This is a genomic window from Dolichospermum compactum NIES-806, assembly GCF_002368115.1.
In the GTDB taxonomy this organism is placed as follows: Bacteria; Cyanobacteriota; Cyanobacteriia; order Cyanobacteriales; family Nostocaceae; genus Dolichospermum; species Dolichospermum compactum.
In genome coordinates this window covers 1,315,797-1,328,551 of record NZ_AP018316.1, presented here as the reverse complement: position 1 = coordinate 1,328,551, position 12,755 = coordinate 1,315,797, and the positions used below count along the sequence as shown (strand labels likewise).

Genomic DNA, 12,755 nt, shown 5'->3' with positions numbered 1-12,755 from the left:
GAATTACGAATTACGAATTACGAATTACGAATTACGAATTATTAATCCACCTCCAAAGGACCCAAACCCTGCTGCTGAGAATAAACCTTCAACTCCTCAATTAACAGCGTATCAATAGAAGCCGTTCTTGCGCCAGCTTCCGCAGCCCAGCGTTTTAAACTCGTAATTTGTTCCTTAGCAATAGCCGCCAAAGGAACAGTTTCCGATACCGCCGCTAAAATATCTTCCGTGCTAAAATCCCTCCTATTACCAGCGACTAAACTACCAAAAGCGCGGTGCATACCATCAATAATTACCTGTTGAATTTCCGCACCGCTAAAATTTTCGCTATGACTTGCAAGTTTCTGTAAATCAAATTCTCGCAGTCGGGAAGGACGGATTTTTTGCAAGTGAACTTTAAAAATATCATGGCGTTCTTTTTCCGTAGGTAAATTTAAAAAGAATATTTCATCAAATCGCCCTTTTCTTAATAACTCGGCTGGTAATATTTGCACATTATTAGCAGTAGCCACCATAAACACCGGACTAGTTTTTTCTTGCATCCAGGTAATGAGTGTACCAAATACCCGGCGCGATGTTCCAGAGTCACCATCTGTACCACTATTAATATTACCAAATGCTTTATCTACTTCATCCATCCATAATACACAGGGTGATATTGCTTCTGCTAATTGTATCATTTGCCGAATGCGACTTTCACTTTCTCCCACTATACCCCCAAATAATCTGCCCACATCCAAACGTAACAATGGTAAACGCCATTCGTGGGCGATAGTTTTGGCTGATAATGATTTTCCTGTGCCTTGGATTCCTACTAATAAAACTCCCTTCGGGTTGGGTATTCCATAACGTCTTGCTTCTTCGGTAAAAGCATCTTGACGCATTCGCACCCACTGTTTGAGATTTTCCAAGCCACCGACGTTTTTTAATGATTCATTGGCCGTGTAAAATTCTAAAATTCCGGTTTGTTTAACTGCTTGTTTTTTCTCTTCTAAAACTCTATCAATATCTGTTTCGTTAACTTGTCCTTTGGCTGCTAAAGCAGCGGCTAAAACTCTTCTAATTCTGGCGCGACTTAATCCTTGACAGGCTTTGATTAATTGTTCTTTTCCTAGTCCATTTAAGTTAAGTTTTTCCGGGACTATTAATTGCTGAATTAAATAATCAATTTCTTCGATGTTGGGTAAGGGAAAATCAATAACTGTAACTTCTTCTTGTAATTCTGGAGGAATGGTTAATATATGACTAGTGAGGATGAGGGTTTGGCGTGTGCGTTTCAGTTGACGGGTGAGGTTTTTGATAGCCCGAATTACGGGAGCATTTTTTTCTGTTTCAGAGTTTTTGAGGATAAAATGTATGTCTCGCAATACAAAAATTGTGGTTGTATTTTCTGAGGTTTTGGTAATTCTTGATAATGCACCCATGACTGAACCTTTATCAGTTCCGTTGTCATCCCAACCGGTGACGATATCCCATAATAATAGTTGTCGTGGTGTCTGGGATATTTGGGTGAGTTGTTGCAGGACTTGTTCTATTGGTTCTTCTTCGACTCCGACTATATATAGTAGGGGATAGCGGGCGCGAAGCATGAGGTCTATTTGTTGGAGTAGTTGTTGGTGGGGGTTATTCATTATGTATAAATAGGGGGAGTAGTTGTTAGTTTATTGGGGTTTTTATTTCGCGCAAAGGAGCAAAGACGCAAAGACGCAAAGAAGAAGATAAAGGTACTTTGTTAGCAATTATTTGTTTATAAATAATTTTTTGTAATTGTTATATGTTACAACTTACCAGTCTCAACAAAAGAGGAGATAACCCCCACAAAGGTACACCAAACTCACCCCAACCTGGCGGTATGCGTTCTCCAATAACAGCCCCCACTAAAGGGAGGTTTCCTTCTGATGATCTTATATCAAATTCAATATCACTATAACACAGCCATTTTTCTCCTTTTCTCCATCCCACATAATCGCCAAATTTACACCAAATTTTGTAATTGTATTTCGTTGTTCCCCCCAACATTTTATAAATGCGCTTTTGTACAGAAAATCCAAAATGTCCATTACTGTACTTTACCCACAACTGGTCAATAATGTGAATATCTTTACACGAGAAATTTTGAATGTGTTCAGCATCTAACCAAGCTTCTTTGTCCCGTTTTGCTACAGTTAACATTACTCGTGCTGTTTCCTCGTCTGCCTCCTTCCACTTTCCCAAAGCAAGACAGTCACGTAAAGATGTGTAGTCAGTTGAATATTTTTTTAAAGGTGCATCGAACTCTGTTAATATTTGTTTAATTGTTGGTTCTGTTCGAGATTTTAATAACGAATAAGCCGCATATTCTACATTCCAAGATTCATCATTTAAACATACAATCACTAAATCTAAACCCTGTTCTCCATAATTCACAGCTTGCTCAAGTGCAGCAATTCTCACCTTTGCATCTGGATTTTGCAACCGCAACTTTACCCCTTCAATACCACCTAAAACCGCAGCACCTTCTGGTGATGGACTATTACCACCAAGCACAGCATCGTATTCTCGCGGTTGTTGTGGATGATTCATGATTCGTTCATGGTTGGTTTGATGTATGCTGTATATAAAATAGCATATTTGGATAATTTTGTTATTTGTTTACATAATTTTAATATTGTCTGAATCAGGATGTCCAGGATTTGAGGATGTACAGGATATGATTGTTTGATTATTCGTTAGTTGTTGATGATTAGGATAGAGAAAAGTAAATATTTATGAAGTGAGATAGAAGATTATTGTCAGAATCAGGATATCCAGGATTTGAGGATGTACAGGATGTGATTGTTTAATTATTCGTTAGTTGTTGATGATTAGGATAGAGGAAAGTGAATATTTATGAAGTGAGATGGAAGAATAAATATATGAATCTCATCTATCAATCATCAAATAACAATCCTGTCAATCCTATAATCCTGGTTATCCTGATTCTGACAAAAAATTTTTCTCGCTATGCGAGAGGGATAAGAAAAGAAAAGAGCAAGAGGGCAAAAGCGCATAGTGCTATTAAGTCCTCGCCGCACTAAAACAGACAACGCGAAAACCGCTATCGTTGACCCTGACAGCGCGGTTGTAGTAGAGGCGGGAGGCAGAACGGCAGTATACAGGAACGTCGGACCACGAAGCACCGCACAGCAGTTTTGACGTAGTTGAGCTTGTCACAGCACTACCATTTGTAGGCGCGTTATTATACCTATTTACCCAATCATCCAAACACCACTCCCGGACATTCCCGTGCATATCATACAAACCAAAAGCGTTAGGGGGAAAAGAGCCTACATCTGTAGTTTGTTTACGATACTCACCTCTAGGAGCAGAAGCGTAAGTATAATTACCATAATAGTTAGCTAAATCCGTTGTAATTGTCTCTCCAAAGTGAAATGGTGTGGTAGTTCCGGCTCTACAAGCATATTCCCATTCAGCTTCACTAGGTAATCTGTAGGTTTTTCCTGTCCTTTGGCTTAACTTTTCACAGAATTTAACCGCATCATTCCAACTAACGCTTTCCACAGGGCGGTTTTGACCTTGGAAGTGAGAAAGGTTATTACCCATGATCGCTTGATATTGTGCCTGTGTTACTGGATATTTCCCCATAAAAAAACTAGGAACAGAAACCTGATGTTGAGGACTTTCATTATCCAAGCTTCTATCTTCATTTTCCGGTGAACCCATCATAAAAGTACCACCAGGAATTGCAGCCATTTCTAATTTGACACCATTACCCACATCTTCAGTAAAATATCTAGCTATACGGGGCTGTCGTTGAATGATTTCCCCAAATTTATTAACTGTTACTACTTGAATTTGTTCTAGTTTAAAACCTAATTGACGAGGATCTTGTAATATTTGCTTAATTCTTGGTTCTGTTCTTTTATTTAATATTAAATAAGCCGCATTTTGAATATCCCAAGATTCATCTTTTAAACCTGCAATTACTAAATCTAAACCCTGTTCTCCATAATTCACAGCTTGCTCAAGTGCAGCAATTCTCACCTTTGCATCTGGATTTTGCAACCGCAACTTTACCCCTTCAATACCACCTAAAACCGCAGCACCTTCTGGTGATGGACTATTACCACCAAGCACAGCATCGTATTCTCGCGGTTGTTGTGGATGATTCATGATTCGTTCATGGTTGGTTTCATGTATGCTGTATATAAAATAGCATATTTAGGGCATTTTGTTATTTGTTTACATAATTTTAATATTGTCAGAATCAGGATATCCAGGATTTGAGGATGTACAGGATGTGATTGTTTAATTATTGGTTGGCTGTTGATGATTAGGATAGAGAAAAGTAAATAAATATTTATGAAGTAAGATAGAAGATTATTGTCAGAATCAGGATGTCCAGGATTTGAGGATGTACAGGATATGATTGTTTGATTATTCGTTAGTTGTTGATGATTAGGATAGAGAAAAGTAAATATTTATGAAGTGAGATAGAAGATTATTGTCAGAATCAGGATGTCCAAGATTTGAGGATGTACAGGATGTGATTGTTTAATTATTCGTTAGTTGTTGATGATTAGGATAGAGGAAAGTGAATAAATATTTATGAAGTGAGATAGAAGATTATTGTCAGAATCAGGATGTCCAAGATTTGAGGATGTACAGGATGTGATTGTTTGATTATTGGTTGGTTGTTGATTATTAGTATAGAGAAAAGTGAATATTTATGAAGTGAGATGGAAGAATAAATATATGAATCTCATCTATCAACCATCAAATTACAATCCTGTCAATCCTTTAATCCTGGATATCCTGATTCAGACAAAAAATTTTTCTCGCTATGCGAGAGGGATAAGAAAAGAAAAGAGCAAGAGGGCAAAAGCGCATAGTGCTATCAAGTCCTCGCCGCACCACTACACACAACCCGAAAACCAATATGGTTGTAGGTGTAATCGAAGATGTAGTAGTGGCGATAAGCAGAACGGCAATTCCCAGGATTGTAGAGCCACGAACCACCGCGCAGCAGCTTAGAATTGGTATTTTCTTCAGTATCTAGCCATGCGCTCCCATCTGTCGGCGCACCTTTATAGCTAGTATACCAACTGTCTTCACACCACTCCCAGACATTGCCGTGCATATCGTATAAGCCAAAATTATTCGCTACTCCAAAGCTGCCTACTTCTGTTGTTTCTTCTCGGTAAATTCCTTTAATCCCACCGCCATAAGTGTAGTCACCATTATAGTTAGCTAAATCCGTTGTAATCGTCTCTCCAAAGTGAAATGGTGTGGTAGTTCCTGCTCGACAAGCATATTCCCATTCAGCTTCACTAGGTAATCTATAGTTTTTTCCTGTCCTTTGGCTTAACTTTTCACAGAAAGCTATTGCATCATTCCAAATAACTCTTTCAACAGGGCGATTACTACCATTGAAATAAGAAGGGTTAGTTCCCATAATAGCTTGATATTGTGCCTGTGTTACTGGATATTTTCCCATGAAGAAACTAGGAACAGTCACTTGATGTTGGGGACTTTCCCTATCACGTCTTCTCTCTTCATTTTCTGGTGAACCCATCATAAAAGTACCACCAGGAATTGCAGCCATTTCTAGTTTTACACTATTATCCAAATCTTCTATAAAATATCTAGCTACACGCGGCTGACGCTGAATAATTTTGCCATATTTGTTAGTTGTGACTACTTCAATTTGTTCTAGTTTAAAACCTAATTGACGAGGATCTTGTAATATTTGCTTAATTCTTGGTTCTGTTCTTTTATTTAATATTAAATAAGCCGCATTTTGAATATCCCAAGACTCATTTTTTAAAGCTTCAATAACCAAATCCAAACCCTGTTCTCCATAATTCAATGCTTGTTCAAATGCAGCAAATCTTACAGTAGAATCACTATTTTTAAATCGTAATCTCACATCCTCAATTAAATTGATTAAAACATAATTAACTTTTTCCAATAATGCTTGTTTAATAAGAATTTTTTCCTCTTCATCCTTTTGATCTTTCTCTTGATTAAAAAATAAATTTTGCATTTTTATCATCAGACTTGACTTTATTTTATGTTGTTTTTGAATTTGAGACATTAACAACAATTGTTGTTTTTCTTGCCAATCATTTAACAATATATAAGCCTGTTTTTGCACCTCCAATGAATCATCTTTTAAACCTGCAATTACTAAATCTAAACCCTGTTCTCCATAATTCACAGCTTGCTCCAGTGCAGCAATTCTCACCTTTGCATCTGGATTTTGCAACCGTAATTTTACCCCTTCAATACCACCTAAAACCGCAGCACATTCTGGTATTGAGCTATTACCACCAAGCACAGCATCGTATTCTCGCGGTTGTTGTGGATGATTCATGATTGGTTAATGGTTGGTTTCATGTATGCTGTATATAAAATAGCATATTATTGTCTGAATCAGGATATCCAGGATTTGAGGATGTACAGGATGTGATTGGATGATTATTGGTTATAGCGGTTATCGGTTGCATGATATACAAGAACCCCACCCCCAACCCCCTCCCCGCAAGCGAGGAGGGGGCTTATGACTGTATTTCATTCAAGTGCATACCGCTATAGTTGTTGATGATTAAGATAGAGAAAAGTGAATATTTATTAAGCAAGATATAAGAATCAATACATAAACAACGGTGATCAACCATCAAATAACAATCCTGTTAATCCTATAATCCTGGTTATCCTGATTCTGACAAAATATTATACTTCGTGAAGCATCATCACCCGCCTGGGAATGAATTCCCAGTCTCATAGCGAAAGTCCGTTAAAACGGACTAAAGAAATTTTGCAATAAGCATCCTGAAAATCCTTTAATCCTGGGTATCCTGATTCTGACAATTTTATAATATCGTCATGATGTTACAATCGGAATTGAGAGAAACAGGAGCATAAAACTATGCCATTAATCAAAATACCAAGACATTATCTTGTATCTCAAGATGAAGATTCAATTACAGTAGATGTACCAGAATCAATGCTATTACATTGGAAAAAAGACTATGAAAAAATTATTCAAGCCAAAGGAATTTTAAAGCATAAAAAAGCAGCAATGTTAGCTCATTTAGATACTCTGCGTCAGGAATGGGAAGAATGAAATATCTTTATGATACCAATATTTTTATTTACTATCTAGCAGATGATATATTAAACTTCCTGATGCAATTATCGCCGCTACAGCAATAAATCAAGACGCATTTTTAGTAACAAGAAATGTCGGTGATTTTAAAGGAATTACTGGACTAAAGATTGAGAATCCTTTTGTTAATTGATAATGGAGGAAAATATAACTTTTATCCTGTAAATCCTATCATCCTGGATATCCTGATTCTGACAAAATAGCCTAAATTTATAAACAATCAATATTCGCTTTGGCAAAATTCAGAATTTCTATAGTTCTTTGAATAATCAGATCCGCATCAGCTTCTGTAATATTAGGATCAGTATTATAATCACCTCGTAAACGAGTTCTTTCTGCATCAATTAAATAACGATGAAATTCACGAGGAACTCTTTCTGTGCGAGCAAATTTTTCTCCAAAAGCAGCAATAACGGCCGAATGTTTAGAATAAGCCAGTCCTTCTCCTTCTAAAAAAGCCGTAGCAATATAAAACATGGCATAATAACCACGAGAAGCAGCAAATTCAGCAAAACCTTTTTGGTTAAGTTCCACTGCTGCTTGTAAACTCCTCTCAGCTTTTTCTAACAATCTTTGTTGTTCAGGATTCATATTACTAAACCATCTTTTCTAACATTACGAAAAAAGCCACTATTATGATTTTCTAATTGTTCAGAATTAGCAAAAGTACAACTGATTAAAACATTATATTCTAGGCACAAATCAGCAATTAATTGACTAATTTTTTCACTTTCTTGAGAATAGTTGAAAACATCTTTTAACACGATTAAAATATCAATATCTGAATCTGGTTGTGCTGTTCCTCTAGCTTGTGAACCATATAAAATTAGTTTTTCTAACTGTTCTCCATAAAGTTGTTTTAAGTTTTGTTGTACTTGGGTTAAAACAGTGGAAATAGGTTGATTTAGCATAATTTTTAATCAACAATTACTCTGAGTTAATGGTTACTTTGATATATTCTATATTCAAAATAGCATATTATTGTCAGAATCATGTGGTTATTGAGCGAAGTCGAGATAACCACCTGATTTTGACAAAATATTAAATAAATATATGAATCTCAGTAAGTATTCAGCTATAGCACTTGTTTCGAGATCCCCGACTTCTAAGATAGATTTATCCTTTCCGAATACAATAGACATCTCCGAAAATTAAATATGCGTAACCTGAAACCCTTGGTAGGGACAATTCATGAATTGTCCCTACATCTTTTTCGCAGAGGTCTAATCAAAGAAGTCGGGGATCTTATCACCTCACCTGAATCCTTACTTTTCTAATGCTTTAGCAAAATCTACAAATCAACCTTTATTATTCAAAGGTAATGATTTTATTCACACCGATATTGATCAAGTGAATGATTGAATAAATACATAAACACCAGCCATTAACTAATTAAATGATTCTCTAGCAAAGATGCGATCGCTTCTGGCTGAACTTTCTTGTATTGTTTTTTACCTAACATCAAAACACAATTGGGAGCGCTGCTACAGCGTTTTTGACAGTCGGTATGTTCAATTGTCACTTTATCAGATAAACCGCGATCGCCTAAAGTTTTTTCTAAGTCTGACAATAACCCCTTTCCACCCCGTTTCAGACAACCAGATTTTTGACATACCATAATTTTGGCTTTGGGTTGCGGAAGGAAATTTTCCAGCACACAAAAACCAATGGCTTGAATTTGATAAAGTTGCAGTTTGAGTTTATTGTTACGGAGATTTAATTTACTAATAGCATCTATGCGAATTTGTTCACCAGGAACTAAGGATAAACCTAGCGAACAACGTAAATTTTTAGGAATTTTTAGTTTGATATTTCCCCCAGGAACTGCTAACTGTAAATGTTTACATTTCCCAGCATCTTTACCCACAAAGCCTAAGAACTGTCCTTCAATATTCAATTCCGATAAGGTCAAATATTTTTCACCCATTTTCGATAACTCTATGTTTCAAATAAAAAATAATAAACCCCACATTACCAATTGATAATTAATCCATGTCCCCCTCCTCGCTTGCAGGGAGGGGTGGGGTTCTTCTACCCATCCAACCGAGAACCATAGTTAACGACTGACGGCTGAATTCTGACATTAAGAAAGACGTTTAGCTTCCACTGTTACTGGTAAACGACTTTTATCGGGAAATTCACTAAATTCTAATTCCCAACCATTAGTTAAAGTGAGAATTTTACCTGCTTCACCATCTGTTTCTTTAACTACTTCTTCTTCTAAGTCTTTTTTAGGGACGTAGACAACTAAAGTACCAGCATCATTCATTCGGAGCATTACTTTCATGTGTTTCCTCAGCAGATTCTAGTTCTCTTTTTCGACAACCGATGATGTACCCTGTTTCCAAAAAATGGACAGCATAGATATAATAAGCTTGCAAAAATGTGCCAATGCTGGAGACATAACCAACATCACCAATGTTTGCTAAAACTTCCCCAATCTCTCTACCTGGAAAAGTTCCATCGTTTTTGATTAGTTTCTTAACTCGAACTTTTTGACCAATTTCAAAAATGGGTTGCGAGTCCAGTTCTATTTCATCACGTTGCATGGGAATACCTTTTTTCGCTGACTAAATTTAATAATTCTTCTGTAGTGAGACTGCGTTTTTTGAGGATTGATTGCTGACGGACTACATCTAAAATAGCTTGGGTTTCTTGAGAATCAAGAAAGATGCCATGCTGTTCTAATAGATTAGATAATGAATGCCGACCAGAATGTTTACCGATGACTAAACGCCGTTCCCAACCCACATCTTCAGGAGCATAAGGTTCATAAGTAACGGGGTTTTGCAGAACACCATGAGCATGAATACCAGACTCATGAGCAAAGGTATTTTCACCCACAATTGCTTTCCAAGGTTGAACATTAGCGCCGGAGGCTTTAGCGACTAATTGAGATAGTTTTAACAAGTGTTGAGTTTGAATTCCTAAGTCAACACTGTAAATACATTTTAGAGCCATGATTACTTCTTCTAAAGCGGCATTTCCGGCTCTTTCTCCTAGTCCATTAACGGTAGTATTTACAGATAAAGCACCAGCTTTGATTCCGGCTAAGGCGTTAGCAGTTGCTAGTCCAAAATCATTATGGGTGTGAATCTCAATAGGAATTGATAGAGTTGATACTAAATGCTTAACTTTTAGGTGAGTTCGGAAGGGATCAAGTACCCCAACTGTATCACAAAATCGAAACCGAGATGCGCCCCATTCTTGTGATAACATGGCAACATCTTGGAGAAAGTTTTCGTCGGCTCTAGAAGAATCTTCACCACCAACTGATACCCAAAGACCTTGATCTAATGCGAAGCTAATACAGTCTTTTAGTTTTTGTAAACTTACTCGCCATTGTCCATGAAATTTAGCGGCAATTTGCACTCCAGATACAGGAATAGCAATATGTACTCTTTCTAGTCCACAGGCTATAGAAGCTTTTATATCTGATAATACAGCGCGATTCCAACCTAATAATTTAGCGTTTAAATCTAAGTTACGAATGGCAACAATGGCGCGAATTTCTTCTTCTCCCATTGCCGGAATTCCCACCTCTAATTCATGGACACCAATGGCATCTAGGAATTGAGCGATCGCTACTTTTTCTTCTAAGTTAAAAGCAACACCTGCTGCCTGTTCCCCATCACGTAATGTCGTATCATTAATCATGATTTGATACATTTTCAACATCCCTCTAGCGGAGTTTTTTGTAATATCCTTGTTCGCTACAATTCTTCATGGTGGTAGATGGGCAATAAATTCTAAATTGAGCGAATAAATCATGAATCATGATTTACGATCCTTAATTATTAATCAAATATTTCTGTTGCATCTGTATGACAAGAAACAAAAAATAAGTATAATTTATCCAACATTTCTGGTGGTATTATTTGTGGATTTTGTTAATAGCCAATAACCCAGATAAATATTAGTAAATCCTGTAAAAAATAACATACTCATACCAGCAACCAAACTAGTACCGCAGGGCGTTCGTCAAAAGTCAAAACGAATATAGAATGAGCTTTCCAGTAGTTTGGAATGGTCTATTTATTTCCGCCGACCTGTACTAGTAATCATAATTCTTACCTCTTATGTTTACTGGTAATTTTTCATCTACCTCAATTCAGGATGTTCTGCAAGCCAATCAAAAATTCTGTCTAGTTGTTGTAAATCCACTAAACCATATTGCCAAAGCAGCATCGGTAAAGGTCCATGATTGAACTCAGGATGTCGCGTTGCTACAGCAATATCAGCCTGGGAAAGTGCCAGTTCTTTTTGGAGAAATTGCAGTAACTTCCTATCAATACGATTAATCACCATAATTGGACATTGACAATTGCAATCAACATAAGGGACAGGTTATTCCCATCAGCAATTACTAATTTTTTTTAGTTTTAGCTAACTGAGTGAACCTTAGCTTATGTGAATTATCTGGAATATGCAAGGTATTTTGTGAGTGAATAATGACTTGAGATCAATCAGACTTGCATTAAAAATTAACCTCTGATATGCTTTGGATTAGACGGGGCTAGAATTATTAATTGTTATCAGTCGTACTAATCAAAAAAACATGATTGTTTCCAGCAATCTTTACTCAACAACGTTACACAAACAATTCTCTAACCATGTCACCAATTGATGACGGGAAGCAAAAAATTGCATCAATGTACTACGAACAAGAATCGCTTCTTCTAGGTTATTAACTTGCACGCGCAAAGACCCATCCGGGGGACAGGAACAGGAAATCATCAACTCTTGCAACCGATGATAAATACACCATCTATCACCTAAAGGAACTTGCAAAATTTGTTCACCGACAGTTAAAAAGTTACAATTTGGTGACATCAGTAATTCACAATTTATGGAGTTAACTTTATTGATCATCTTGGTGATGATTGGTGAAAGTTTGGACTTGTTGTTCCAACTGCTCAATCCGCGAGAGTAAAGAACGAATCACACCTGCCTCTATATCGGGTAATTTGCCATGTTCTAAGGGGGAAATGGGGTGATTAGACTTAGGAGCAATAATCCGTCCAGGAATGCCCACCACAGTGGCATCTGGAGGCACATCACCCAAGACAATGGACCCTGCACCAATACGGACGCGATCGCTAATTTGAATATTTCCTAATACTTTCGCACCCGCACCGACAACAACATTATTACCCAATGTCGGATGACGTTTACCGCTTTCTTTCCCAGTTCCCCCCAATGTTACACCCTGATAAATAAGTGTATAGTCTCCCACAATAGCAGTTTCACCAATCACGACACCCATGCCATGATCAATAAATACACCCTTGCCAATTTTTGCCCCTGGGTGAATTTCAATACCTGTGAAAAACCGTCCTAAATGGGAAATAAACCGGGGAATAAAACTCACCTTGTGGATGTGTAACCAATGGGAAAGACGATGTAAACAAAGAGCATGAAATCCAGGGTAACAAAATATCACCTCTAACCAATTACGTGCCGCTGGATCACGCTCAAAAATAATCCGAAAATCACTGATTAATGGTTCTGAAAAAAATCTAGAACCTTCATTTTTACGTAGCTTTGTATTTATAGTCTCAGTCCTACTGATCCTGTTTAATGACTGGTGCATTGGTACTGTTAG

14 protein-coding genes are annotated in these 12,755 nt (G+C 37.1%); 1 reads left to right on the top strand and 13 read right to left on the bottom strand.

Annotation, left to right across the window (positions count from 1 at the left end; genetic code table 11):
• Positions 1 to 41: 41 nt before the first annotated feature.
• The 4 genes from CA730_RS06520 to CA730_RS06505 all read right to left on the bottom strand — a co-directional run bounded on the left by CA730_RS06520 (position 42) and on the right by CA730_RS06505 (position 6,355).
• On the bottom strand, positions 42 to 1,631 hold the full coding sequence (locus tag CA730_RS06520; RefSeq protein ID WP_096665379.1) for an AAA family ATPase: 1,590 nt from the start codon (positions 1,629 to 1,631) through the stop codon (positions 42 to 44).
• Between the two features lie 139 nt (positions 1,632 to 1,770).
• Positions 1,771 to 2,562, bottom strand: a complete 792-nt coding sequence (locus CA730_RS06515) for a GUN4 domain-containing protein (protein WP_172891160.1) — start codon at positions 2,560 to 2,562, stop codon at positions 1,771 to 1,773.
• A 474-nt stretch (positions 2,563 to 3,036) separates the two neighbouring features.
• Positions 3,037 to 4,152: an SUMF1/EgtB/PvdO family nonheme iron enzyme gene (locus CA730_RS06510; RefSeq protein WP_096665376.1), complete on the bottom strand. Its 1,116-nt coding sequence runs from the start codon at positions 4,150 to 4,152 to the stop codon at positions 3,037 to 3,039.
• Between the two features lie 724 nt (positions 4,153 to 4,876).
• Complete coding sequence (locus CA730_RS06505; protein ID WP_231940004.1) at positions 4,877 to 6,355, bottom strand: formylglycine-generating enzyme family protein; 1,479 nt, start codon at positions 6,353 to 6,355, stop codon at positions 4,877 to 4,879.
• A gap of 555 nt (positions 6,356 to 6,910) precedes the next feature.
• On the opposite strand from CA730_RS06505, the gene CA730_RS06500 reads away from it, so the two are divergent.
• Positions 6,911 to 7,108, top strand: a complete 198-nt coding sequence (locus CA730_RS06500) for a hypothetical protein (RefSeq protein WP_039200944.1) — start codon at positions 6,911 to 6,913, stop codon at positions 7,106 to 7,108.
• Between the two features lie 252 nt (positions 7,109 to 7,360).
• On the opposite strand, the gene CA730_RS06495 is transcribed toward CA730_RS06500, so the two are convergent.
• The 9 genes from CA730_RS06495 to cysE all read right to left on the bottom strand — a co-directional run bounded on the left by CA730_RS06495 (position 7,361) and on the right by cysE (position 12,743).
• Positions 7,361 to 7,741, bottom strand: coding sequence for a HEPN domain-containing protein (locus CA730_RS06495; protein ID WP_096665374.1), 381 nt, complete (start codon positions 7,739 to 7,741; stop codon positions 7,361 to 7,363).
• On the bottom strand, positions 7,738 to 8,061 hold the full coding sequence (locus tag CA730_RS06490) for a nucleotidyltransferase domain-containing protein (RefSeq protein ID WP_096665371.1): 324 nt from the start codon (positions 8,059 to 8,061) through the stop codon (positions 7,738 to 7,740). Before CA730_RS06490 ends, CA730_RS06495 begins: the two co-directional genes overlap by 4 nt.
• A 473-nt stretch (positions 8,062 to 8,534) precedes the next feature.
• Entirely contained in the window at positions 8,535 to 9,077 is a 543-nt protein-coding gene (locus tag CA730_RS06480; RefSeq protein ID WP_096665367.1) for a (2Fe-2S) ferredoxin domain-containing protein, read from the bottom strand.
• A gap of 156 nt (positions 9,078 to 9,233) precedes the next feature.
• Positions 9,234 to 9,437, bottom strand: a complete 204-nt coding sequence (nifT, locus tag CA730_RS06475) for a putative nitrogen fixation protein NifT (protein WP_096665364.1) — start codon at positions 9,435 to 9,437, stop codon at positions 9,234 to 9,236.
• Positions 9,412 to 9,699 (bottom strand): nitrogen fixation protein NifZ, encoded by a 288-nt coding sequence (locus CA730_RS06470; RefSeq protein WP_096665361.1) that lies wholly within the window; start codon positions 9,697 to 9,699, stop codon positions 9,412 to 9,414. The genes nifT and CA730_RS06470 overlap by 26 nt, the downstream gene beginning before the upstream one ends.
• Complete coding sequence (gene nifV, locus CA730_RS06465) at positions 9,689 to 10,819, bottom strand: homocitrate synthase (protein WP_096665359.1); 1,131 nt, start codon at positions 10,817 to 10,819, stop codon at positions 9,689 to 9,691. Before nifV ends, CA730_RS06470 begins: the two co-directional genes overlap by 11 nt.
• 432 nt (positions 10,820 to 11,251) lie before the next feature.
• Entirely contained in the window at positions 11,252 to 11,458 is a 207-nt protein-coding gene (locus tag CA730_RS06460) for a DUF2949 domain-containing protein (RefSeq protein ID WP_027404318.1), read from the bottom strand.
• Positions 11,459 to 11,728: 270 nt separating this feature from the next.
• Entirely contained in the window at positions 11,729 to 11,983 is a 255-nt protein-coding gene (locus CA730_RS06455; RefSeq protein WP_096671330.1) for an Asr1405/Asl0597 family protein, read from the bottom strand.
• 28 nt (positions 11,984 to 12,011) lie between these two features.
• Positions 12,012 to 12,743 (bottom strand): serine O-acetyltransferase, encoded by a 732-nt coding sequence (gene cysE / locus CA730_RS06450; protein WP_096665356.1) that lies wholly within the window; start codon positions 12,741 to 12,743, stop codon positions 12,012 to 12,014.
• Between the last annotated feature and the right edge of the window lie 12 nt (positions 12,744 to 12,755).